At 38.9% G+C, this 25,027-nt stretch carries 21 protein-coding genes, 4 pseudogenes and 1 riboswitch; of the genes and pseudogenes, 11 read left to right on the top strand and 14 right to left on the bottom strand.

Going from position 1 to position 25,027, the window contains the following annotated elements; translation table 11 throughout:
- Positions 1–29: 29 nt before the first annotated feature.
- The 6 genes and pseudogenes from argB to WG932_RS08450 all read right to left on the bottom strand — a co-directional run bounded on the left by argB (position 30) and on the right by WG932_RS08450 (position 5,879).
- On the bottom strand, positions 30–815 hold the full coding sequence (gene argB, locus WG932_RS08475; protein ID WP_014022775.1) for an acetylglutamate kinase: 786 nt from the start codon (positions 813–815) through the stop codon (positions 30–32).
- 12 nt (positions 816–827) lie between these two features.
- Positions 828–1,769 (bottom strand): Rossmann-fold NAD(P)-binding domain-containing protein, encoded by a 942-nt coding sequence (locus tag WG932_RS08470; protein ID WP_483087637.1) that lies wholly within the window; start codon positions 1,767–1,769, stop codon positions 828–830.
- A gap of 7 nt (positions 1,770–1,776) precedes the next feature.
- Positions 1,777–2,922 (bottom strand): aspartate aminotransferase family protein, encoded by a 1,146-nt coding sequence (locus tag WG932_RS08465; protein WP_149392807.1) that lies wholly within the window; start codon positions 2,920–2,922, stop codon positions 1,777–1,779.
- 52 nt (positions 2,923–2,974) lie between these two features.
- Positions 2,975–3,941: pseudogene (gene argC / locus WG932_RS08460) on the bottom strand (N-acetyl-gamma-glutamyl-phosphate reductase).
- Positions 3,928–5,133 (bottom strand): argininosuccinate synthase, encoded by a 1,206-nt coding sequence (gene argG / locus WG932_RS08455; protein ID WP_149392809.1) that lies wholly within the window; start codon positions 5,131–5,133, stop codon positions 3,928–3,930. Before argG ends, argC begins: the two are co-directional and overlap by 14 nt.
- Before the next feature lie 56 nt (positions 5,134–5,189).
- A complete protein-coding gene (locus WG932_RS08450; RefSeq protein ID WP_014022770.1) occupies positions 5,190–5,879 on the bottom strand; it encodes an N-acetyltransferase in 690 nt (229 codons plus the stop codon).
- 556 nt (positions 5,880–6,435) lie between these two features.
- On the opposite strand from WG932_RS08450, the gene WG932_RS08445 reads away from it, so the two are divergent.
- From WG932_RS08445 to WG932_RS08420, 6 genes are read left to right on the top strand one after another with little or no spacing between them, the layout of a single operon-like run.
- Positions 6,436–7,158 (top strand): ATP-grasp domain-containing protein, encoded by a 723-nt coding sequence (locus WG932_RS08445; protein ID WP_483087636.1) that lies wholly within the window; start codon positions 6,436–6,438, stop codon positions 7,156–7,158.
- Positions 7,155–7,655: a hypothetical protein gene (locus tag WG932_RS08440; protein WP_483087635.1), complete on the top strand. Its 501-nt coding sequence runs from the start codon at positions 7,155–7,157 to the stop codon at positions 7,653–7,655. The genes WG932_RS08445 and WG932_RS08440 overlap by 4 nt, the downstream gene beginning before the upstream one ends.
- Before the next feature lie 8 nt (positions 7,656–7,663).
- On the top strand, positions 7,664–9,658 hold the full coding sequence (locus WG932_RS08435) for a hypothetical protein (RefSeq protein WP_483087634.1): 1,995 nt from the start codon (positions 7,664–7,666) through the stop codon (positions 9,656–9,658).
- Entirely contained in the window at positions 9,652–10,026 is a 375-nt protein-coding gene (locus WG932_RS08430; protein WP_483087633.1) for an alanine racemase, read from the top strand. The genes WG932_RS08435 and WG932_RS08430 overlap by 7 nt, the downstream gene beginning before the upstream one ends.
- Positions 9,990–10,292, top strand: a complete 303-nt coding sequence (locus WG932_RS08425; protein WP_483087632.1) for an alanine racemase — start codon at positions 9,990–9,992, stop codon at positions 10,290–10,292. The genes WG932_RS08430 and WG932_RS08425 overlap by 37 nt, the downstream gene beginning before the upstream one ends.
- The gene (locus WG932_RS08420; RefSeq protein WP_483087631.1) at positions 10,289–10,807 is read left to right on the top strand and encodes an alanine racemase C-terminal domain-containing protein; all 519 of its coding nucleotides are present in this window, start codon (positions 10,289–10,291) and stop codon (positions 10,805–10,807) included. The genes WG932_RS08425 and WG932_RS08420 overlap by 4 nt, the downstream gene beginning before the upstream one ends.
- 18 nt (positions 10,808–10,825) lie before the next feature.
- On the opposite strand, the gene WG932_RS08415 is transcribed toward WG932_RS08420, so the two are convergent.
- From WG932_RS08415 to WG932_RS08385, 7 genes and pseudogenes are all read right to left on the bottom strand, one after another.
- A complete protein-coding gene (locus tag WG932_RS08415; RefSeq protein ID WP_483087630.1) occupies positions 10,826–11,482 on the bottom strand; it encodes a PA14 domain-containing protein in 657 nt (218 codons plus the stop codon).
- A gap of 146 nt (positions 11,483–11,628) precedes the next feature.
- Positions 11,629–11,868 carry a sulfatase-like hydrolase/transferase gene (locus WG932_RS08410; RefSeq protein WP_483088604.1) on the bottom strand — a complete coding sequence of 80 codons (240 nt, stop codon included), beginning with the start codon at positions 11,866–11,868 and terminating at the stop codon, positions 11,629–11,631.
- A gap of 60 nt (positions 11,869–11,928) precedes the next feature.
- Positions 11,929–12,393 (bottom strand): alkaline phosphatase family protein, encoded by a 465-nt coding sequence (locus WG932_RS08405; RefSeq protein WP_483087629.1) that lies wholly within the window; start codon positions 12,391–12,393, stop codon positions 11,929–11,931.
- 35 nt (positions 12,394–12,428) lie between these two features.
- The gene (locus WG932_RS08400; protein WP_242067739.1) at positions 12,429–13,142 is read right to left on the bottom strand and encodes a glycerophosphodiester phosphodiesterase; all 714 of its coding nucleotides are present in this window, start codon (positions 13,140–13,142) and stop codon (positions 12,429–12,431) included.
- 202 nt (positions 13,143–13,344) lie between these two features.
- Positions 13,345–13,732, bottom strand: a pseudogene (locus tag WG932_RS08395) (VOC family protein).
- Positions 13,733–13,753: 21 nt separating this feature from the next.
- Positions 13,754–14,808: pseudogene (locus WG932_RS08390) on the bottom strand (homoserine O-acetyltransferase family protein).
- 10 nt (positions 14,809–14,818) lie between these two features.
- A complete protein-coding gene (locus WG932_RS08385; RefSeq protein ID WP_014022762.1) occupies positions 14,819–16,123 on the bottom strand; it encodes an O-acetylhomoserine aminocarboxypropyltransferase/cysteine synthase family protein in 1,305 nt (434 codons plus the stop codon).
- Between the two features lie 182 nt (positions 16,124–16,305).
- Positions 16,306–16,415, bottom strand: a riboswitch (SAM riboswitch).
- 496 nt (positions 16,416–16,911) lie between these two features.
- On the opposite strand from WG932_RS08385, the gene WG932_RS08380 reads away from it, so the two are divergent.
- The 5 genes and pseudogenes from WG932_RS08380 (at position 16,912) to WG932_RS08360 (ending at position 22,644) form a co-directional block, all read left to right on the top strand.
- Positions 16,912–18,564 carry a S8 family peptidase gene (locus WG932_RS08380; RefSeq protein ID WP_483087628.1) on the top strand — a complete coding sequence of 551 codons (1,653 nt, stop codon included), beginning with the start codon at positions 16,912–16,914 and terminating at the stop codon, positions 18,562–18,564.
- A 22-nt stretch (positions 18,565–18,586) separates the two neighbouring features.
- Positions 18,587–19,741 carry a cysteine desulfurase family protein gene (locus WG932_RS08375; protein ID WP_483087627.1) on the top strand — a complete coding sequence of 385 codons (1,155 nt, stop codon included), beginning with the start codon at positions 18,587–18,589 and terminating at the stop codon, positions 19,739–19,741.
- 9 nt (positions 19,742–19,750) lie between these two features.
- Positions 19,751–20,234, top strand: a pseudogene (gene moaC / locus WG932_RS08370) (cyclic pyranopterin monophosphate synthase MoaC).
- Positions 20,194–21,402, top strand: coding sequence for an NTP transferase domain-containing protein (locus tag WG932_RS08365; protein WP_483087626.1), 1,209 nt, complete (start codon positions 20,194–20,196; stop codon positions 21,400–21,402). The pseudogene moaC and the gene WG932_RS08365 overlap by 41 nt, the downstream one beginning before the upstream one ends.
- Before the next feature lie 51 nt (positions 21,403–21,453).
- Positions 21,454–22,644, top strand: a complete 1,191-nt coding sequence (locus WG932_RS08360; protein WP_149392816.1) for a THUMP domain-containing class I SAM-dependent RNA methyltransferase — start codon at positions 21,454–21,456, stop codon at positions 22,642–22,644.
- 277 nt (positions 22,645–22,921) lie between these two features.
- Here the strand turns inward: WG932_RS08360 and WG932_RS08355 are convergent, their stop codons facing one another.
- Positions 22,922–25,027 carry a M28 family peptidase gene (locus WG932_RS08355; protein WP_483087625.1) on the bottom strand — a complete coding sequence of 702 codons (2,106 nt, stop codon included), beginning with the start codon at positions 25,025–25,027 and terminating at the stop codon, positions 22,922–22,924.

Raw genomic sequence — 25,027 nt, 5'->3', positions numbered from 1 at the left:
AAAGGGGTAAATGCTGTTCCAAGATTAATTTACAAAGGTTTGATGATGGTTCCGGCCTCTTCTCCTTTGGCAGCCAACAATAAGTTTTCGGGTAAACCCATCCAAACATTGGCCACACCTTTGTTCAATGCATTGAGAGCATTTTCCAATTTTGGAATCATTCCGGAATGGATCACCTTTTCTTCAAGTAATTTTTTAAAAATATCTTCATTGATCAACGGGACCAAAGATTCAGGTTTGTCAGCATCCATAAGTACCCCTTTCTTATCAAAGCAAAAGTAGAGCCCAACCTTGTGTTTGGTAGCCAATGCTGTAGCCAATTCAGAGGCGATGGTATCTGCATTGGTGTTTAGCAATTGCCCTTTGTTGTCATGGGTGATGGCGGAAAATACCGGTGCGATATTTTGTTCCAATAAAGTTTCTAATAATGAGGTGTTTACTTTTGTAACATCCCCAACAAAACCAAAGTCGACTTCCTTAATAGGCCTTTTAATAGAAGTGATGGCATTGCCATCGGCTCCGGTAAGTCCGATGGCATTTTGACCATAGGATTGAAGTTCAGCTACCAAGTTTTTATTGATCAGTCCAGCATATACCATGGTCACAACGTCCAAGGTTTCCTTGTCTGTAATCCTTCTGCCATTGTGCATATTAGGTTTGATGCCCAATGAACTACCCAAACGGCTAGCCAATACACCGCCTCCATGTACAAGTATTTTTACTCCGGGGAAATGAGCAAATAACTTAAGAAATGCTGAACAGTTCTCCTGATGGTCAATTACATTTCCCCCGATTTTAATTACGCTGATATCCATTAAGAAATAGTATTAAAGCATGCTGTCGATTACTGATTGAGCAGCGAAAATTCTGTTTTTAGCTTGATTTTGAACAAGGCTACGCTCACTATCCAAAATTTCATCACTTAGTTCCAAGTTTCTTCTAACCGGTAAGCAATGCATAACTTTTGCATGTTTATTGTCACCAAATTTGGCGTCATTGAGCAGCCAGTCTCCTGGTACGCTTAAAATTTTACCGTAAGGGCTAAAAGCACTCCAATTTTTTACATAAACAAAATCTGCCTCCGCAAGCGCTTTGTTTTGATCATACTCGATTTTAGCTCCTTTTGTAAATTTGCTGTCCAATTCGTATCCATGAGGATGTGTGATTGTCAAGTCATGTCCGCAGCCAATGGACCATTCAGAAAAGGAATTTGCCACAGCATGTGGAATTGCTTTGATATGTGGTGCCCAAGTAAGTACAACCTTAGGTTTCCTTTTTTCTTTAAAATTTTCCTTGATGGTCACCATGTCTGCCAAACTCTGCAAGGGGTGCCTGATGGCGCTTTCCAGACTAACAACGGGCACACCTGAGTATTTTATAAATTGATTGATAACGAAATCATTGGTGTCCTCATCCTTATTAGTAAGGGTAGGGAAGGCCCTGATGGCTAAAATGTCAAAATATCCACCCAAAACAGCTGCGGCATCCTTTATATGTTCCACCTTGTTCTGGTTCATGACAGCCCCATCCTGCATTTCTAAGGCCCAACTTTCTTTGTCCATATTCAAGACAAAACTCTCTACGCCGAGATTGGATGCAGCGAGTTGGGTGCTCATTCTTGTTCTAAGGCTCGGGTTTAAGAAAATCAATCCAATACGCTTGCCATTACCTTTGACTGCGTTTACCAGTGGGTCTTTTTTGAAAGCCAATGCTTTGTCAATCAATTTATTGGCAAGGTCAATATTTTCAAATTTTGTGAAATTTTTCATGACTGTTTTAGGGATTCATTCGATTAATTACCTCTCTTAAACTCTTAAGAAAAAGCTGCAACTCTTCCTTCTTCACACAGAGAGGGGGAAGGATGCGAATGGTATTCTTTGAAGCGGCACTTCCGGTAAAAATGTGATGACTTTTGATTAACTCAGACCGGTAGGGGGCAGCTTCATTTTTTAGGTCTAATCCTATCATTAACCCTTTTCCCCTAACAGCAAGAATTTCAGGAAAGCCTTCATTTAATTCTTGAATAAGAAAATCTCCCAATTGTTCAGCATTGGCCATTAGGTTTTCTTCTTCCAAAATTTCCAATACTGCAAGGCCCGCAGCACATGCCAGGTGATTTCCACCAAAGGTGGTGCCCAAGAGGCCAAATTTAGCCTCAATATCCGGATGTATCAATACGCCCCCAATGGGAAAACCATTTCCCATACCTTTAGCTATTGTAATCAGATCAGGGGCCAATTCTGCTGTCCATTGATGAGCGAAAAACTTACCTGTCCGCCCATAGCCCGACTGCACTTCATCAAGAATCAATTTGGCACCGTATTTTTTGGTGAGTGTGGATAGTCCACTGAGGAATCCGGGTTCAGCGACCTGTATACCATTTACACCTTGAATTCCTTCTATGATCACCGCTGCTATTTCTCCATCCTTCAGCCTCTGTTCTACCGCATCTAAATCCCCCAATGCTTCAAAGAAAACTTTATGGCCACTATTAAAAGGGGCCACAATCTTTTGGTTATCCGTAATAGCAACGGCTCCGGAAGTTCGGCCATGGAATGCACCGTGAAAGGCAATAACACCCGCTTTCCCTGTTTCAAAGGAGGCCAATTTTAAAGCATTCTCATTGGCTTCAGCTCCTGAATTGCAAAGAAATAATTTATAAGCATCATAGCCTGAAAGCTCTCCTAGTTTGCTTGCCATCTCCCTTTGTAAAGGGATTTGAACAGAATTGGAATAGAAACCTATCTTGTTCAGTTGGTCACTTATTCTTTTGACATAGTGAGGATGTGAATGTCCTATTGAAATTACAGCATGCCCACCATATAAATCCAGGTACTTCTGCCCTGTATTGTCCCATAAGTGAACACCACTTGCTTTTTCAGGGGTGACATTCATTAGAGGATAGACGTCAAACAATTGCATATTGTATGTAATTTGTAGGCAGCCGGTTCTGGTTGCCAGATAATCGTTTTATTTAAAAAGCTGTACTTTTTAGTTGTAAACCTGTTTTTTCATCCAGACCAAAGGCCAGATTCATGTTCTGTACAGCTTGCCCTGATGCACCTTTTAAAAGGTTGTCTATGGCGGAATAAATAACAAGTTGGCCTGCTTCCTTTTTCAGATGCACCAAACACTTGTTGCTGTTAACCACTTGCTTTAAGTCAATGTCATTTTTGCTAACATAGGTATAAGCTGCATCTTGGTAAAATTTAGAATAGGCTTCATAAGCTTCTTCCAAACTTCCATCAAACGGGAAGTACGCTGTAACCCAAATACCACGAGAAAAATTACCCCTGTAAGGTACAAATAATACCTGCTGGTCAAATCCTGAGTCAGCTGCTTGAAAGTTTGGTTGATCTCTTTCAGGTGCTGATGGGTAAATAATTTATAAACCGAGACATTTTGGTTTCTTTGACTAAAATGAGTGGTTTCTGAAAGCTTTTACCGGCACCGGTGCTTCCCGTAATTCCTGTGACATGCAGTGAGCTTTTAATCCACTGCTGCTGAATAGCAGGTACTAGAGCCAGTTGAACTCCGGTAGCAAAACAACCGGGATTGGCTATTTTCTGAGCACCTTTAATTTTTTCCCGGTTTACTTCGGGTAAACCATAAATAAAACCATTGCTTTCATTCCTATAATCCGTACTCAGGTCAATGATTTTTGTTTCCTCAACAAAAGCATGTTTTTCTAAAAACGGTTTGGCCTGTCCATGTGGTAAGCATAAAAAAACAAGGTCAAGATTATTGGGGTCAATCTCATCAGTAAAGGTAAGGGAAGCATCCCCAATTAAATCCGGATGAACCTCTTCTAATTTTTTACCTTTTTGGCTGTTGCTATGAATCCATAGCAAGTCCACATTTGGGTGATGTACCAATAAACGTAACAGTTCTCCTCCTGTATATCCCGCAGCACCAACTACAGCTGTTTTAATCATTTTCATGGCCTAAACTTTCATTTACTTTATGGAAAATAGCAGTTTGATTACCCAATATTTTTGTAAAACCTTTTACATCCTCAGCAGTATAACCTTTGTTCATTTCACCATAGCTACCAAACTTGGAAGACATTAGGTCATGTTTTGAAGAAACGCCTATCATGCTGAATCTGTATGGGGCAAGTAAAACTTTCACTTCACCACTTACATAAGTTTGAGTGTCCGTCATAAATGCTTCTAGGTTTCGCATGACAGGATCCAGATAATGACCTTCATGCAAATGATTTCCATAAAACTCAGAGATTTGGTTTTTCCAATAGCTTTGCCACTTGGTTAGGGTATGTTTTTCTAATAGCTGATGTGCTTTAATTATTACCAAAGGACCTGCTGCTTCGAAGCCAACTCGTCCTTTTATGCCTATGATGGTGTCTCCAACATGGATGTCTCTACCAATGCCGAATGGACTTGCCAATTCCTGAACTTTCAAAATAGCTTGGACAGGGTGATCAAATTTCTCCCCATTTACAGCTACCAATTCACCCTTATTAAAGGTCAGTGTTATGGACTCAGGTTGCGTTGCGCTTACTTGAGTTGGGTAAGCACTTTCCGGCAAGGCTTGATCAGAGGTAAGTGTTTCCTTACCACCGACAGATGTTCCCCAAATCCCTTTATTTATTGAGTAAGCAGCTTTTTCAAAATTCATGCTTACTCCATGTTTTTTCAAGAATGAAATTTCTTCTTCTCTACTTAATTTTAAATCTCTAATTGGAGTGATAATTTCAACATCAGGAATGATGGTTTGGAAAATCATATCAAACCTTACCTGATCGTTTCCTGCGCCTGTGCTACCATGAGCAATGGAAGTTGCCCCTATGCTTTTACTGTATTCAGCCAAGGCTTTGGCCTGTAAAATTCTTTCAGCACTTACAGACAAAGGATAGGTTTGGTTTTTTAATACATTTCCAAAAATCAAAAACTTTATGACTTCATTGTAATAAGTAGAAACCACATCAAGCACCTTAAATGAAGCAACACCTAGTTTTTTTGCCCTTTCACCTATATTGTCTAACTCCTCCTGTTCAAATCCTCCGGTGTTGACCAATACTGCATGTACTTCATAGCCTTTTTCTTTGCTAAGGTGAATGGCGCAGAAAGTGGTGTCTAAGCCTCCGCTATATGCTAAAACTACTTTTTTCATATTATAAAATTGTCTTAATTAAAATGTGTTGCCCAGAGGAAACACATTTATTATTTTTAGTTTACTTTATCTTTAACTTTTTCAATTGCTTTTTTCCCTTTTGCAAAATTAAGAAACATGGCCCGTTTGATATTGATTAATCGCTCAAAAAGACTCAGATTCTTTTTGAATTCGGAAGAACGTTTCTTTTGCTCTGCCTTCTTTACATTTTTGGGTTCGTAGAGCATGGCCGTACACAAACAATTAGACCTGTTCTTGCTCATAAGTATGGGATAATTAACGCAGCTTTGGCATCCCTTCCAAAATTCCTCATCTGTGGTGAGGTCGGAATAGCTAACCGGATAATACCCTAATTCTGAATTTATTTTCATTACGGCAGCTCCAGTTGTCAACCCAAATATCTTGGACTCAGGGTATTTTTTGCGACTTAATTTGAAAACTTCCTTTTTAATTTCTCTGGCCAAGCCGAATTTTCTATAGTCGGGAGACACTATTAAGCCGGAATTGGCAACAAATTTCCCATGGCCCCAAGCTTCAATATAACAAAAACCTGCCCAGTCCCCGGTTTTGGTAAGCGCAATAACAGCTTTACCTTCCCGCATTTTAGTTTTTATGTATTCGGGGGATCGTTTGGCTATTCCGGTGCCTCTGGCCTGTGCAGATCGCTCCATTTCATCTGTAATGGTTTCTGCATATTGGCAATGCTCCTCTCCCGCAGGTTTTATTATAAATTTTTGGTCAAACATTGTAGCATTTTTTTGGCTGCCCGTCATCTCCCATCAAATTGCAATTGACAGTGTCAGCCTTAAGAGAATTAGTTGAAATAAATGATTGAAATGCTTCTGGAAATAGAAATATCCACATAGGATATAATGAAAGAGTGTAGGGACTAAGCCCTAAATAAGGTCCTGTAGGTTTTAATAGGACACAATATCCGATACTCAAAAAGGTAATTATGAGCCGGATAATTTTTTTGATATGTTAACTTCTTTCTTCATGCTAAACCGTGCAAATATTTATTTATTTTATCAGAAATACAAGTAAAATAAGGATATAATGTGAATGAATTGCGATTTGGGTTGAGAACGATTTGATCATAAGACTAAAATTTTTAACCTACCTCTTATTTATTGGAAGTTGAGGTGCCGTTGTATTTGGTGTTAAATTTGACCTTTTCCGTTACAAATTGATTATTTAAAGATTTTAATGAAGTTTAATAGGATATTTTATTTATATCTGAAAATAAATTGACTTTAGCCTATTTTTTGTTGCCTATTGAAATTGAACCAAATAACAATAAAAATGGCAAAATGTTTTGCACTAATGGGTTGGAGTTTACCTGTTATAGAAAGTATGCAAAAACTCAACAAATCATTTGTGGTTGTTTCATTTCCGGACTTTGAAAATTATGCCCAAGAAAATAATATACCTTTTGTTCCGTACCAGTTTGACGAATGGAGCGATTCATCAAATTCTTTGGATTTAAAGGACAAACTTGAACCTTATCATGTGGATGTGGCGGTTCCTCTTTTTGAAGAAACAGTGGAATGGGCCGGTGCATTGAACTCATTGTACAGAGATGATCCTAAAGTTTTGAATAGGGCATTTCTCTTTAGAAACAAGGCAATGATGAAGAGGAAAGCCTTAATTGGGGGTTTAAGAGTTGGTCTTTTTGAAGAGGTTTACAATAAAGAAGGTGTTGTGAATTTTATGAATAGGCTTAACCAGGCCAATTTGCAAGTAGACGGTGAAGAAGATAGTTGGGTCCATATCAAGCCTTTTGCCTCAGCTGGAACCGTAGGGCACCGCCTTCTAAAATCTAAGGCAGATATTGAAGAGAAATGTCAAGACGATGATTTCCCTTGCTTGGCAGAGAGTCACTTGCCTGGAAAAGAATTCTCTTGTGAGGCTTTTGTTCATGGAGGTAAAATCAGATTCTTAAATATCACAGAGTATGTGAAATTGGGTTATTCTAACTTTATTCCGGAGGGAATTACCTTCATACCAAAAGGGAGAAGATTATGAAGGAGATGCAGAAGTTGGTGGATCTATTTGGCATCCAATATGGAATGATTCATCCGGAATGGTTTTTAACTGAAAATGATGAATTAAGTTTTGGTGAGGTGGCCTGCAGAATTCCCGGCGGACATATCTTGGAACTTTGCAGTCAAGCTTACGGGTTTGATGCATTGGCTGCATTTGTTTGTTGCCATGACCCTGAGCTAACCGAGGAAGAGCTTAATGAACTGTTACCTCCATTAGATGCAAGACCAAAAACATTTTATGGAAATGTAATGATTTATCCCCACAAAAATCAAATTTCACGTTTGGTGATTCCTGAAGAACTTAAAGAAGAATCTTTCTTCTTAGACCATAATTTGGTCCCTCCATTAACAAGTCAAAAAGTTAATTCAAGAGATGGTTTTGGCAACCATTTTGGTACTGTGAACTTTAAAGGGGATGACCCGGATCGTATGGCAGAACTATTGTTACATTACGAAAATGTAGATTTTTACCATTAATGAATTGTATGCAAGATAATATAATCTCAAAAAATAAACTTGAATCCTTTGATGAGTTGTTTGAGAGCTATCAATCAGCCACAGTGCTGACAAGGGAAGAGAAAGTAAAGAAAGTAGTTGGACAACTTGACGCTTGGTGTGGAAACAAAGAAGGTATTCTTCAAATTTACAAACGAATAGCAGCCCTAAACCAAGCCGGGATATTTAAAGGAACGCCTTGGGAAAACCCCTCGAAGTTGGTACCGCAATTGGTGAACGGTACATTTAAGAGTGGACATCCTAATTCTACCTATGAACTGCTTAGTGAACTCAGGATGCTTGCCATTGCACGTGGTGAAATTCAGGCTTCCGAAAATTCAATGGAAGAGGCTGAGATTTATTTGCAAGAGGTGTTGGTATTGAACCTTGAGTTTGTTTTTAACGAACCCCAGGAAGAAACCCGACTATTGATGAGTGAACATGAGCTAAACAAGGTGCATTCCTTGTTTGGCTTTATTTCAGACCAAATCCAATTGTCAAAAGTGAAGGCTTCTTTAGTGGATGAACTTGTGTTGATTTGCGAACAACGGCCTGTTGTTACGGAAAAGCAAAGGCGAATCATAGCCTTAGTCAAAGAGAAAATAGACCTTGATCCCAAAGACCCTGCTGATGAAAACTTATTGGCTTTTCAGCGGTCTATATATCGCCCATCAATTGGTACAGAAGGAAAAACCTATCAGGAGTATGAGGATTATTTAAAAACTTTGTCTGAAGCTCAGCTCATCGTTGAAGCAGATCAGATGAGCGAGGGGATGCTTTCCAATGGATTGGTGAGTAGCTATCATGCCAGTCTTCTTTTATTTTTAGTAAAAAATAAGCATTATGAAGTGGTAGGCAGATGCTTGGGACTCAATGAATCCGGATTGGCTTTGTTTAGTGAGTATCAAGAGTTTGTTTGCACCTTAATTGTAGATGTAATCCATCCTAGCAATGCCCAATGTATCTATGGCTTGGCCAAAAGTCTGGAAAATGGCGTTTTGTCCCGATCAGCTGTCAGGGCCGGTTTGCATAATCTTCAGACCATCTCCTTACATCCAAATGTTAAAGAACGAATTATAAAATCTGTTGGGAGTGCAAAGGCAGAGGTAAGTCCAAAACAATTTTTAATTGGGGCTTTGCTAAGAATTTTAGGTCAGCCGCTTGGGGTTGGCCAAGGGAATAATCCCACTTGTCAAAGTGCCAGAGGAATCAGCATGTGGAGTCAACATGCACCGGCGAAATTGATTCATATGGTACATGCTGCTGCAGTCCATAATGATTTGAGTTTTCGGTTTGAAGGCAAAGAGATAAAGTATTCGGAAACAGCTTTAGGGTTGGTTCAAAACTTGGATCATCAGTTGGATGCGGTATCTGTAACCTTGGTGCCTATGCTGGATAAAATCTACAATGAAATGATGAGAAGGGCTTCAGGTAGGGGTGAGGATCCACACAAATGGGTTAATCCTGGCTTATATGGGCAGTGGATTCAAATTGGTTTTGCATCTGCCTATGATTATCTGTCCAATGCAATCGTTGATTTCGAAGGATTTGTCAAGATTTTTTATGCAATGTGTCATCCTGAGTACAATGGAGGGCACCGCCTCGTATATCCAAATCCCGTGGGGATTTTTATTACCTCTGCTAAAGGAGAGATGCTGGGGTTTCATGCGATCTCTTTACTTCGTGTAGAAAAAGACCCCCAAGGAATAACAAGGGCTTACTTCTTGAATCCTAACAATGAAGGACGACAAAATTGGGGGCAGGGAATTTGCCCATCAGTTTATGGTAATGGAGAAAATCACGGTGAATCTTCTCTTCCTATTCATGAATTTGCCGGGAGGATTTACGCTTTTCATTACAACACACTTGATGCTACCGCAAAAATGGAAGAGGTACCTCAAAATGAGGTGGATAAAGTAAAAGAACTTGCTAAGAATAGTTGGGGAAAATCCTATACCTGGCTGGAAATAAAAAAACAATGGTAAAACATTCCTCAAGAATAGAATTAAATCAAGTTGCCTATAAAGGCAATATCAATTTTATCAGAAAGAAGATTGGAGACAAGCCCATTCTCTCATCAGTGGTTAAAGCCAATGCTTATGGACATGGGATTGAAGCATTCGTCCCTATGGCTGAAAGATGTGGAATCAATCATTTTTGTGTTGCTTCTTCCTTTGAGGCGGAACAAGTTATGAGTGTATGCAAAGCAGAAAGTCAGGTACTGATCATGGGAATTATCTATGAAGAAGATTTGGGGTGGGCCATATCTAATGGGATTTCTTTTTCGTTTATAATTTTAATCGACTTGCTAAAGTTTTGGAGGAAGCCAGAAAGGTGGGTAAGCGTGCTTTAGTACATTTGGAAGTAGAAACCGGTGCCAACCGAACAGGGATGCATGCCCAAGAATTCCCAAAGGCCCTGGCTTTTTTAAAACAGCATGCTGAATGGTTAAAATTTGAAGGACTATGTACCCATTTTGGTGGTGCCGAAAGTGTCTCCAATCAATTTAAAATTGACCAGCAACACAAGAGATACAAAGCGTTTTTAAAAACATGTAAAGAGAAAAAGTACTGCCTGAAATTCGACATATCGCCTGCTCAGCTGCTGCCTTGGCCATGAAGGATACGGTTTATGATATGGTACGGATTGGAGTGGCTCAATATGGGTTTTGGCCTAGCCCTGATATTTATTATGCTCACCTGCACCAAACCAACAAAAGCTCAGACTCTACGATGAAAAGAGTTTTTAACTGGAAAACAGATATCATGGATATAAGAACAGTTGATCAAGGTGAATTTATTGGTTATGGTACTGCCTTTCAGGCAACTCAAAATATGAAGATTGCTGTACTTCCATTGGGATATTCCAATGGGTATCCCAGGGCACTATCCAATAGGGGGCAAGTACTGATTCATGGGAAAAAAGCTCCAATTGTAGGCCTAATTAACATGAATTTATTTATGGTAGACATCACGCATATTAAGAATGTGGAAGTAGGGGATGAAGTGGTTTTGATAGGAAGACAAAAAAACAATGTAATCAATGTTTCAAGTTTCACCAATGCCACACAGCTTTTAAACAATGAAATGTTAAGTCGCCTTCCTGCTGCTATTCCCCGATCAGTTATCAAATAGGTTTGCCTAAAAAGTAAATCATTGGATAAACTCATCCGTAATAATTTGTTTGGAAATATTTGGTCCTTCGATATATATTTCAAGTTCTTCACCGGCATTGTCTTCAAAGTACCAAACCTCAATAGAATGTAGGCCTTTTTGCAATTCAATAGGGTTGCTTTTTGAGGTACTTGAATGAGAGCCATCGTTGTCCACGAGGACCTTATTATCTATTAAGATTTTACTTCCATCATCTGATTGGGTATAAAATCTATAGGTACCTGAAACAGGAAGATCCAAAGTACATTTAAACCTAATCGCAAAATGATCTGGTCGATGAGGGATATGTGTTAGACTCAATTCTTTACTTTTCCCCGATTTTAAAACTTTCAAAAGTGTGAAATCTGGAATTTTAGTAAAATTCCCTTCAAAGTATTCCCAAGAAATTTTACCGTCTTTACCGTTCCCTATACGATAATGGTTCACTTCTGCACGGCTATAAGCTCCATTTTTATAGGTTACGGCAGTTACAATAGAGTTTTTCAAAATTTGAATGGGCTTGTCATAGGGTATTCCTGATTCTTTGCTAGGTATGGATCCGTCTAAAGAATAAAATATTTCGGCTTCAGCATCATCTACATTTATTTCTACCGAAAGAGGGGATTGTGGAAACAAACCGGAAACCGGAGAAACCATAGGCATTGGAACATATGGAGCAGAGATACTATTGGTGTCAAAAGCTTCAAGAATGGGTCTACCAATCCCTGCGAGGGGAGGAGTAATGCCTAGAGCATAGGCTAAGGTAACCGGAACGTCATAAATATAGCATGGCTTGTCGATGATTAACCCTTTTTTACCCCGGCCCCATAAAGGATTATGGGTATTTCTAATTCATTTAAAGTGGTGCCTCCATGTCCTTTATTGATACCTCCGTGGTCACCCGTTATCATAATTAAAGTTTCATTTAAAAGCCCTTCCTCTTCAAGTCTTTGGGTGAAATTTCCAATTAGACTATCATAATGCGTGATGGCATTGAAATAAGCTTTGGAATCATGGCCATCGTGGTGCCCATGATGGTCAATTTCATCGATGTTTAGAAATAGAAAATCCGGTTTTCTTCAAAAAAAGCATCTACTGCTTTTTCAAAAACAATATCTCCTTTTTTCCATGGTAAATTTTGTCGACCTCACTGAGGTCAAATAATCTTGCCAAGCCTTCCCATTCATAAAAAAATGAACCTTGGAAGATGGAATTTGTTCCTTTACCCAGTTAACTAAACTTGGGTAAACAGCTTCTTTCGTAGTTAATACAGGAGGCCACTTTATTTTATCTCTTTCCCAATCGTTGTCATAAACGCCATGTTGCAAAGGCCCTACTCCTGTAAGCATTGCCGTCCAGTTTGGAGAACTGTTTGTTGGGAGCAAACAACGAGAAAACGGAGCCATGGCTCCGTTTTCTGTCATATTATTCATATAGGGAGTGGAGGCTTTTTGAAAGCCTCTCGTTCCAAAAGCATCTAATCCTATTAAGATAATATGATTAACTTTCTTAGTAGACTTTGGAGGTTCATTACAGGAAATGGCTATAAATGCAGCAATTGTAAACAAGAAAAAACACAACCTATTCTACTGATCGATTTCATCTATTGATTGATAAGTGAAAATAATAATTCTGGTTCGTCAGTAGAGATGAATTCTACATTTTGATCCATTAACCATTTCATATCCTCTTCTTTATTAACTGTCCAAACATTAACAGTTAAACCCAGGTCATGAGCCTCCTTGATCCATTGAGGATTTTCTTTCACTTTTTTGATATTGTAATCAAAGCCAAAAAAACCATTGTCTTTTAATTCTTGGGGTGTTTTGTCGCCCATTAGGTAGGCAACATTAGCGTCCGGGTCTAAAGAAATTACTTTAAGTCCCATTTCATAACCAAAAGTGATATAATCTACCCAATTTTCGGCACCTAGTTTTTTCACGGCAGCTACAGATTTCTCTGCAAGTTCGATTCCTCTTTCCTTGGATATACTTGAAGGCTTTATTTCAAAAATAAGTTTAGTCTTATTTTGTTTCATTCCATAAGTTAAATATTCTTCTACAGTAGGTATTTTCTCCCCATTTGACAAGGGCTCTTTGAGTAGGTCTGCATAATTGGTTTCTTCAATGACCATTCCATGATGATCAGCATCATGATTGACTACAAGGATGCCATCTAATGTCATCCAAACATCGAACTCTGATCCTGTGCAACCCAAGTCAAAAGCTTCTTGCAATGAGGCCAAAGAATTTTGGGGATGAGGTTTGGTTTTCCAAGCCCCTCTATGGGCGATTACTTGGTTATTATTAAAATTCATATTTTGATTTGAGCAAGAAAAAAGGCATGCGCAAAGGCCTACTATTAACAGAAATTGTTTCGACATCTAAGTGTAATTATTGGTTTTATTGCAATATTCTAAAAGTTAATGCAATCCACAACTCCTAAATAAAATTTATCATTAAAATAATATGGCGTTTGCAATAAAAAGTTGGTGCAAAATTAATTTAGCAAAAAAATAATTATTCCCACATACCTGTGGGGACAATTTCTAGGACATTTCCAAAAGGATCTTCAAAATAAAAACTGCTGATATTCTTTTTCCAATCCTGTTGGTGAGTGATGGAGATTCCTTTATCATTTAATTTTTTCTTAATCTCGGAATAATCTTTATGCTCCACTTCAAAAGCTATGTGCTGCTTTCCATAGGCATAATGTGGAGGCAAATTGCTATCATGCTTGGTTACTTCAGGTAAGAAGCAAAGCAAAACACTGTCTCCACATCTAAAAAACATGCCTCTGATCCTCCTTAGAAATTAATGGCATTTCTAAAACATGATGATAGAATCTTTCTGCTATATCCAAATCATCTATGTACAGGCATGTTTCTTTTATCCTAGTGTATGGGATCATTCTAGGGGATTTCTAGGGTTAACCGTTGTTCTCCAAATAAAACGATTTTAAAATGTATTGCAACTGTTCGTATTCAATAAGGAAAGCATCATGCCCATAAATAGAGGATATTTCTCTGTAGGTTCCTTTTGGAACATGTTTGCTGATATACCTTGATTCTTCACTTGTAAATAGGATGTCGGTATCGACCCCAATTGAAAGTACTTTGCATTTTATATTAGATAAGGCTACAGGTGTTCCGCCTCTTCCTCTCCCGATATCGTGGCTGTCCATGGCTTTGGAAAGAATCCAATAAGACATTGCATTGAATCGATTGGCCAATTTTAGTCCTTGATACCTTAGGTAACTACTTATTTTAAAGTCGTCTCTTTTTTCTTCTGTTTCGCTTTGGTTTTGAAGGAAAGTCATGGGATGCCTATAACTCAACATGCCAATAGCTCTAGCAGTTTCAAGTCCTTTCTTGCCTGCTTCGGGCTGCGTTTTTCCCCAAGTGCTATCCGATTCGATCGCCATCCTTTGGGTTTCATTGAAACCAATAATCCAAGGGAAGCCTTCGCATTGGACGCTACAATTATTGCATTTTCAAGCTTTTCCCCTAAAGAAACAGCCCATTCTAAACCAACTTGACCACCTAAAGAACCTCCAATAACCGTATTGATTTTTTCTAATCCCAGATGAATTCTCAACTTATCCAATGCCGAAGCAATATCCCTCGTTGTTATATTGGGAAAGTCATAGTAATAGGGCTTCCCATTATTAGGGTTATTGCTCAAGGGTTGGGTAGACCCATAGCAAGAACCAAGGAAATTTGCACAAACAATGAAATATTTGGAGGGGTCAAAAAATTTGTCCTCTCCAATTAATCCGGACCACCATTCATGTGGGTTGGCATCTCCAGTTAAGGCATGCAGGACCCATATGACATTGTCTTTATTTGCGTTTAATTGGCCTTGTGTTGTAAAGCTCAATTGGAATTCCGGAAATGATTCTCCGGATTCCAATGATAATGCTTCTTGGCAATAGAAAATCTCCTGCGTCATTTCAATAGTCAAATGCGGCGATTGAAGGTTCATTTTAATTGTTTTATATTTTATCGAAAGCGGCGGTTAAGTCTGCTTTCAAATCCTCAATATGTTCTATTCCTGAAGAAATTCTTAATAAAGATGGAGTCACTCCGGCTGCAATTTGAGCTTCATCAGATAACTGCTGATGGGTGGTGGCAGAAGGTTGAATAATTAATGTTTTGGCATCACCAACATTGGCCAAATGGGAGATTAACTCTAAGTTATTAATGAAATTAGAAGCTGTTTCTTTATCGCCTTCAATTTCAAAGCTTAAAACCCCTCCAAATCCATGCGTTAGGTATTTTTTTGCCGTAGCATGATATGGGCTATTTGTTAAGCCCGGATAGTTCACGGACTTTACTTTAGGGTGTGCTTCCAACCACTTTGCCAATTCTAATGCATTGTCTACTGTTCGTTGTACACGTAGAGAGAGGGTTTCCAATCCTTGTAACAATAAGAAAGAGTTGAAAGGACTGATTGCGGGGCCAAAATCTCTAAGCCCTTCTACTCTTGCGCGAATAGCGAAGGCAATATTTGGTAATCCTAAAGGATTATTATCACCAAAGGTCTCCCAGAAATTAAGTCCATGGTATCCTTCAGAAGGTTCAGAGAATTGAGGAAATTTGCCATTGCCCCAATTGTAATTTCCACCGTCTACTATTATACCACCAATTGAAGTTCCATGTCCACCTATCCACTTTGTGGCAGATGAGGTTACTATGTTAGCTCCATGTTTAATTGGTTGACACAGGTACCCTCCGGCACCAAAAGTGTTGTCAACTACCAATGGGATGTCATGTTTTTTAGCCAATGCTGCGATGGCTTCAAAATCAGGGACATTGAACTCAGGGTTTCCAATAGTCTCTACATAAATGGCTTTGGTTTTATCATTTATTTCTGCTGCCAAGTCATCTACCTTGTCAGATTTTGCAAATCTAGCTTCTATACCTATCCTTTTGAAAGACACCTTGAATTGATTGTAAGATCCACCATACAGAAACGGAGAGGTGACAAAGTTATCTCCTACACTTAGGAAGTTATTTAATGCTAGGAACTGTGCTGCTTGTCCGGAGGCTGTAGCCACAGCTGCAACACCACCTTCCAAAGCTGCCATCCTTTTCTCAAATACATCCGAGGTAGGATTCATTATCCTGGTATAAATATTTCCAAATTCTTTTAGGGCAAATAAATTGGCACCATGTTCTGCAGAATTGAAAACGTAAGAGGAGGTCTGATAAATAGGAACAGCTCTTGAATTGGTTGTTGGGTCTACTTCCTGCCCTCCATGAACCTGTAATGTTTCGAAACGATAATTTTTAGACATGTTTTTTATGTTTTAGGTTTGTTATCAATTCTGTTTGATTTTTTCCTGTAGGAGAAATCAGCATAAGCTAAACGCAATTTTGCCGGTTTGTATTTCCATTTAAATAGAAATCAAATAATTGTTGAAAATTTTCGGGGTTGTTATCCTTTATTGAATGGTGTATGAAGCTCATATAAGTTTTGAATTTATATTCCCAGATGTAACCTATTTCATCTGGCAGGAATTGGCACCTTGGATTTTCCAGGTTGCCAGAGGGTCACCGAGCCTGTCTCTTGCCTCTTCTATATAAATCCTAACTACTTTAGAAAAAGTAAAAGGATTGTACAAAATAAAGCCACATTGTCAAATTTTCCAATAGATGTCAATGTTTTTTTCTGTTAAAATGTAAATGAGTCAAATAATCAATGAGTTAACAGTACTTGAAATTTGGTATTTTGACTGAAGTTAAACGAATACTATAACAACGGGCTCAAGTAGGTATAAATGCTTTTGTCCATTTCTGCTTTCAGTAATAAATAATGCATTGATTGTTTAATTTATCTTTTAACCTATTTTTTACAGGTTTTAAAGTTTTTTAACAAACGATTCTAGCCTTCTTTCGTTGCATGAATTGCCAAGTATATTGCTTGGTTTCAATGACCAACTTCAAAATAAACCAACAAAAGGATAATCTTACCGTAAAAGTTTTTGAAATTTGTTATAAACTTAATCTTTGGTACCTTTCAATCTTGGTTTTTAGAGTGGCTGGTATTGATGAATGCCATTTTATTTTATATACATTCAAATCTATGGAAAGAAATTTCAAAAAGTATTTTTACGCTTTTTTACTGGGGATTTTTCTCAGTGGCTATGGGTCTAGTTATGCATTTTCAGGAGAGGCTTATTTAAAAGATAGTCTTAAAACTCCTGACAATTGGTTTTTATTGGATCCTATAGATGATGGGATTATGGGTACCGGTACTGAAAAAGCCTATGAAAAATTACTTCAGGGAAAGTCTCCTAAAGCTACCATAGTGGTAGCAGTTATTGATTCAGGAATAGACATAGAACATGAAGATCTCCAGGGAAAAATATGGACCAATGAGGATGAAATAGCCGGAAATGGAATTGACGATGATAATAACGGCTATATTGATGATGTACACGGTTGGAATTTTATTGGAGGAGCAGATGGTTCGCAGGTAGATAATGATTCTCATGAATTGACAAGAGAATATGTAAGATTAAAGGCCCTCTATGGAGACATGAAAAAGGAAGATGTGAAGCGCCGTAATCGGGAAGAATTTGAATATTGGGAAAATGTTAGCAAAAACTTTGAAGAGGCCAAGGAAAAAGCTGCATCGAATTACAATATGTACAATAATATGATGGAAGGCTTCTCTAGCATGGCAGACTTGGTTAAAGAAGAGTTTGAGGTTGCAGATTTTAGCTTGGAGGACTTAGCAAATTTTGAGTCCGAGGATGAAAAAATCACTGCAGCCATTGACATGCTAAAGCAAATGTTTGGCATGATCAGACTTGAAGACGCAAGCATCAATACCATCCTTGCTGAGCTTGGGAAAGCAGTCAAACATTTTGAAGTGCAGGCAAAGTATGCGTATAATACAGATTTTGACCCTAGAGGAATTGTAGGAGATGATCCGGATAATTATAAGGAAAAGTTTTATGGAAACAATGACCCAACAGGTCCTGACCCTTCTCATGGCACACATGTAGCAGGTATAATAGCAGCCAATAGAGGAAATGATTTAGGAATTGAAGGTATTGCCGATCATGTATTAATCATGCCTATACGGGCAGTACCAAACGGTGATGAAAGAGATAAGGATATTGCCAACTCCATCAGGTATGCTGTAGATAATGGTGCTCATGTAATCAATATGAGTTTTGGGAAATCTTATTCTCCAGGCAAGAAATACGTAGACAAAGCTGTCAAGTATGCAGAAAGAAAAGGTGTATTATTGATTCATGCAGCAGGGAATAGCTCCAAAGAAGTTACTCCCGGAAATAATTTTCCTAATAGGTGGTTTGCTAAAAGAGGAGTATCAGATGCTTGGATTGAAGTAGGCGCTTCCGGACCTAGAGAAGATGAAAATCTTGCTGCTGAATTTTCAAATTTCAGTAAGGAAGGTGTGGACTTATTTGCACCTGGTGTAGATATTTATTCTACTATTCCTGATTCGGGGTATGAAAACAATAGCGGTACGAGCATGGCAGCCCCTACTGTGGCCGGAGTAGCAGCGCTTTTGCTGGCTTATTATCCGGACCTTAAACCTAAAGAAGTAAGAAAAATTCTAACTAGCTCTGTTTATAAAGTTGGAGACGATAAAGTTCATCAACCGGGAAATGAAGAATTGGTTGGTTTTGGAGATTTGAGCCAAACCGGTGGGATTGTAAATGCTTATCAAGCCATTAAAATGGCAGAAGAATTGGCACAATAGTCAGTACGCAAAAGCCTCATAGATGGATTTACCCATTTATTTTGATTACAATGCAAGCACACCTTGCTTTCCGGAGGTAGTAGAGGCAATTTTACCCTACTTTACCTCGGCTTTTGGCAACGCATCTAGTATCCACCATCCATATGGATGGTTGGCTGAAGAAGCTGTTGAAACGGCTAGAGAGCGAGTGGCAACATTGATAGGAGCAGAGGCTAGTGAAATTTTATTTACGAGTGGAGCCACGGAAGCAATAAACCTTGGAATAAAAGGAATTGCTCAGATGGCAGATTCCGGTAAAAATCACCTGATTACAATAGCTACTGAGCACAAGGCTGTTCTAGACACTTTGGAAGGTTTGACAGATCAAGGTTTTGAGCTGACCTGTTTGCCGGTAAATGCTGAGGGTGAGGTTTCTCTTGACCAATTAAAATCAAGTTTTAGAGAGAACACTTTGTTGGTGGTTGCGATGCTGGCCAACAACGAAACGGGCAATTTGCACCCTATCAATGCAATGGCTGCCTTGGCTAAAAATCATGGAGCTATCTTTTTAACGGATGCGGTTCAAGCAGTAGGAAAGATTCCGGTAAATGTCAAGGAGTTGGGAGTGGATTTATTGGCACTTTCAGGTCATAAAATGTATGCCCCAAAAGGTGTAGGGGCATTGTATATAAGAAAAGGGCTGCCTAAAATCAAATTAAAAGCTCAGATAACAGGTGGCGGACAGGAAAGAGGCCTTAGAAGTGGTACCCTAAATGTTCCTGGAATTGTGGGATTAGGGGAAGCTGCTGTGCGTTGCCTAGACGATTTGCAGGAGGAAGGTCAAAGGCTTCTAAATTTAAGAAATCAAATAGAAAAAGCTTTACTTCAAATAAAGGGAAGTCAATTGAATGGTAGCAGCCAACGTCTGCCGCATGTATGCAACGTCTCATTCAATAATATATCTGGAAAATCCTTGATGATAAGGGTGAATAAAAAAATAGCGATAAGTTCGGGGGCTGCTTGTAGTAGTATCTCGGACAAACCCTCCCATGTATTAACTGCTATGGGCTTGGATCAAGCAACAGCTATGGCCACTTTACGCGTGTCTCTTGGCCGATTTACAACTGCCGCTGATATAGAATTTGCTATTGAATACATCAGTGGTGTTGTAAAGGATTTGCGAACGCTAGCATCTTAATTTATTATTATGACAAAGAAAGACTTTACCCACCTAGATAAGGCTACCGGTAATCCGGCAATGGTGGATGTAGGAGAAAAGAAATTAACACAGCGCTTTGCTAAAGCTTCCTGTAAAGTGGTTCTTGGAAAAGAAATAATGCAATCTCTTAATGATAATTCAGAGCTGATTACGAAAAAAGGACCTGTTTTTCAAACTGCGATTATCGCAGGAACCATGGGAGCAAAAAACAGCTGAGCTAATTCCGCTTTGCCATCCCTTGGGTATGGATGATTGTAAAGTGACCATAGAAGCCATTGGGGAAGAGGAGATTTTAATCACCTGTACTACGAAGGTCACTGGGAAAACCGGAGTGGAAATGGAAGCCATGACCGGAGCTTCTGTAGCGGCTTTGACCATCTATGACATGTGCAAAGGTTTTTCTCATGATATTTTAATTAAGGAAGTGAAACTTGAAGAAAAAACTGGAGGTAAACGTGACTTCAAAAGATAAACACCAAAAACATGTTCATCTGGCTAAGCCCGATATGGGGGATTATGGTCGGATTGAATTGGGATTCCTAGGAACTTCTTGCGGGAACATCCAAAAATTAGCCCAACTTGTTATCGAACGATTGTCTTTAACTTACAAAATAGCATATGTTGATGCTGACCATAAAGAAGGTGATGCCTTGTTGGCCGGTAAGGGAGATAAAGAAAGCTTGATGGAATTCCCCAATACAGTTGAGTTGAGGGATAAGATTGTATTTAAGCGTATTGATAGAAGACAGGAAGAAGTCTCTGTTTTTGAACAACGCGAATGGCTCAATAATCAAGAATTGGTGTTAATCAATGCCAATCATTTTAAAGCGAAAGATCAAATATTGGTTATTGATCCGAAAAAGCCAATGGATAAAAAACTCAGTAAAATTACACATGTACGATTACTGGTTTTGCAAAAAGGACAATCTGATATTCCGGAATATATTAAGGACCATATCCCCGATTGGGATCAATTACCTGTGATTAACATTTCAGAGGTGGATAAAATCATGGATTTTATAAAAGAATTTACAGATTCAAACCGAGCAATAGTTAATGGATTGGTTTTGATAGGTGGTAAAAGCAGTAGGATGGACCGGGATAAATCCGGATTGACTTATCATGAAAAAAGCCAGAAAGACCATGTAAACGACATGTTGCAAAAATATTGCAAGGATGTATTCTTGTCTTGTAATCAAGAACAGCATGAAAAATTCAATGGAAATTACTTAATGATCAAAGATAAAATTACGGGTTTAGGTCCAATGGGTGGTATTATATCTGCATTCATGGAAAATCCGGATGCAGCATGGCTTTCAGTCGCTTGTGATTTACCCTTTTTATCTGAAGAAACTATCGCCTACTTGTTGACAAATAGAAACCCCTCAAAATTAGCTACCGTGTTTTTGGATTCAGAAGGCAAGTTCCCTGAGCCCCTGATTACAATATGGGAGCCCAGGGCTTATCCGGTATTATTAAGATATTTGAGTCAGGGGTATAGTTGCCCTAGAAAGGTTTTGATCAATTCAGATGTGGAGGTTTTGAAAGCACCGGATGTGCAAGAATTTCAAAATATAAATGATCCTGAGGCCTATGCGTCTGCCATAAAAACAATAAAAAAGAAAAGATATGAAAGGTAAGGCTGGTTTCGTTTTGCGTTCCAAGCCAATTTTTTAAGGTATATTTGTAGCATGATAGATTTTACTAAGGAAGGAAAAATAGTCATTACTTGTTACGATAGGAATGCGCCATTTTTAGAAGCAGAATTAGAGGCTTTAGACTTTAAAATCGATGGGGTTTTTCGTACCCATGTGGCGTTGAGAGGTAGCCTAAATGATTGTATTTTTTTGAACATGCATTTAAGGACTGCCAGTCATGTGCTGTACGAAATTCATAGCTTTTCTTTAGATCACATTAAGGACCTTTACAAGGTTATCAATGAATTACCATGGGAAGAATATATAGAAACTGATGGGTATTTCTCAGTTATCAGTAATGTAAAGCATGAAACGGTTGACAACCCATTGTTTGTCAATGTTAAAATAAAAGATGCTATTGCCGATAGGTTTAGAGATAAATTCGGTGAAAGACCGGATTCCGGATCAGATTTAAATGAGGCAGTTTTTCAGTTTTTTTGGAAAGGAGATCAAGCAAGCATTTATATCAATACTTCCGGGGACACCCTAATCAAACATGGATACAGAAAAATACCGGGAAGTGCTCCCATGATGGAGTCTCTTGCGGCTGCTTCCTTAATAGCCTCCGGTTGGGACCAAAATAGCCCCTTTGTCAACCCTATGTGTGGTTCAGGGACAGTTGCCATTGAAGCGACTTTAATGGCGACTAACAGGTATCCCGGATTATTTAGAGATGATTATGCTTTTATGTACATCAATGGTTATGATGCAGGTGTTTATTATGGCTTAAAAAAGGATTTAGAGGCGAAAATTAAACCAAGTCCTGATTTCCCTATCATTGCTTCAGATATAAGTGAAAGAGCCATAAATGCAAGTAAAGCTAATGCTAGGCAAGCAGGAGTAGCAGAATACATTCAGTTTGAAGTTTGTGATTTTAGAGAAGCTACCATACCGGAAGCGGATAAAGGAGCGGTGTTTTTTAACCCTGAATATGGCGAAAGGTTGGGAGAGGAAGATGAGCTTGAATTGACCTACAGAGAAATCGGTGATTTTATGAAAAAAAGTTGTGCAGGATATACAGGCCTGGTTTTTACAGGGAATCTAGATTTGGGTAAACGGATAGGGCTAAAGCCTAAAAGAAGGATTCCTTTTTATAATGGGACCATCGACTGTAGACTTCTGGTTTTTGAATTGTATAAAGGATCTAAAACGGTGTCCTACAAGAGCCCTGAGAAAAATAGTTAGTTTATCCTAACGACTGTCTACAATAAAGCTGCTTTGAAGGTTGGCTTACTCAAATTGGCCGGGGATTTACGGTCAAGTACGGTGTAAAAGTGGATTATGATGAATAATTGAGTTTTATGGAAATGGATCTTTTGTTCCAGTTTCTCACAAATAAAGACGGAGTTGTTGGCATAGGTAGCTACAACCCCGTCTTTTTTATTTTTAACCTCGGGTAAACCGACGCATAATTAGGACTAATAGAAAACAAGCCTTAAAAATTACCCGTACTCAAATTCGCTTAAAGATTTTTTAACTTTTGACTGATGTTGATGACTTTTTGGTTCAGATCTAGAATGGCTTTTGCATATACTTCATCCCAATGGTCCAAATTTTCCGTTTTGCTGTTTGCTATCTGATATTCTATGGCAGGAAGAATCCAAGATGCATAGCCACTATAAGGATCAGAAGAAGCATATAATGAGAGATACCAAGGGCCATATGGCATTCCTTCTTGATAAATAAAACTTTTTTCAAGTTGGATCAATGCTAAATTGATTTCCTTTATTTCTTTTTTATTGAAATTTCTGTGTTCCAATACTTGGGGCATTAATTCGCTGAGTAAATTGGTGGATTCAGCTAAGGATTGGATGGCATCTTCAGCATGCTGAAAGCCGGAAAAATCAGGGAAGTAGGTTTTTATTTTTTTTGTGGAAGTGGCGAAATGTTTACTTAGATCTTCAGCGTACCTAGGTATATCATAAGGTATGAATGTGGCATTAGCCAATTTCAAGGCCATTATTCCGGCCCATTGAGCAACAGCACCACCCATCTTTAAACTGGGATCAATAAATTTCTCATAGAAATTAAAATCATCGTAATTGGTATGATAGAGTGTTTTACCCCCTGTCCCTCCACTTAATGAAGGGATGCCTGTATGCATATAAAAACCGATATGATCTGATCCTCCTCCGAGATTTCCAATAGAAATATTTTCACCATTTTTGGACCACATGTCAAAGACTGTTTTGGACGAGTCAGGGTAGGTTACTCTTTTGGCAGCATCTTGCATTATTTTCTTTAAGGTAGGAGCTGCAGCTCCCCCAAAATTTCTTCCGGAAACACCAGCATCAAAGTTGAGGTAAGCGACAGCCTTACTGCCTAACTCTTCTTTCATCTGTTCTACCCATTCTGTGGAACCGATAACACCATATTCTTCACCATCCCAGTGCGCAATCATTATAGACCTTTTAGGACTTAACCCTTCTTCTACCAATTTACCCAATGCCTCAGACAAGGTTAATAGCATGGCGGTTCCGCTCCCCGGGTCGGTGGTACCAAATGCCCAAGCATCGTAGTGACAACCTAAAATGATCCATTCATCCGGATACATACTGCCTTTTACTGTACCTATTACATTATTAATTCGGACAATTTCCTTTGGTTGAGAAACGGCTAACCTTACCTTTAATTCAGCTCCTCCCTCTAGTCGGTAGGTAAAAGGCAGGCCACCCTGCCATCCGCCCGGCACGGGTTTACCTTTCATTAACTCCATAATTTCTTTGGCAGCTCCATAGCCGATCGGGGTTACAGGAATTGAATGTAAATTTGTTTCTTTGGGATCGAGACGCTTTACCTTAATTTTACCATCCAGAGGAAGAGCAGGTTCAAAGGGTGTCAAAGGATCTCCTGTAAAGGTTTCAGTTAATACAGAGCCTCTTTGAATAGCACTCTCGCTGTAATTATTACCCTCCGGATAAACTAACCCTCTGCTATATCCATAATCTTTCGGGTCTGTGTAGATGAGTACTCCGGCGGCTCCATATTGTTCTGCATATTTTGCCTTAAAACCGCGGAAGTTCTTTCCATACCTGGCCATTACTACTTTTCCCTGGATGTTAATGCCAAGCTCTTCCAGTTTTTCGAAATCTTCTTTGGTTCCATAGTTTGCATAGACGACCTCGGAGATAACATCTCCCGAACCTGAATAAGCATTCCATCCTTTGTCAAGGTTTGGGTGGGATGAGTAAGGATTTTCAGGTATCACATCCTCCATCTGATTCAATGGTTTCCTTTTGGGAGTGACAATTTCTACGATTGAGGTACCGGGACTTTTAGGAATATAAACATCATAAGGGTATAGCTTGGTCTCTAAGTTGGCTTTGGTCATCACCTCAACAAGGTAATCTCTTACCTCTTCATTGGCTTTAGAGCCTGCGGTGTGTGGGTTGGAGGTAATGGTTTTAAGGTGGCTTTTAAAGCTTGGGAAATCCACCATCTTTAGGAACAGCTCTTCTAGGTCGGTCTGTGTTCTGCTTCCACTTTCTGAATAGCCATCCAGTGGGCTTTGGGCCTGCAGCTTAAAAATCAATCCTAGAAATAAATAAATTAAAAGTATTTTTTTCAT

The sequence above is a fragment of the Cyclobacterium sp. SOCE241 genome (assembly GCF_056867545.1).
This window is presented reverse-complemented; position numbering and strand designations above follow the sequence as displayed.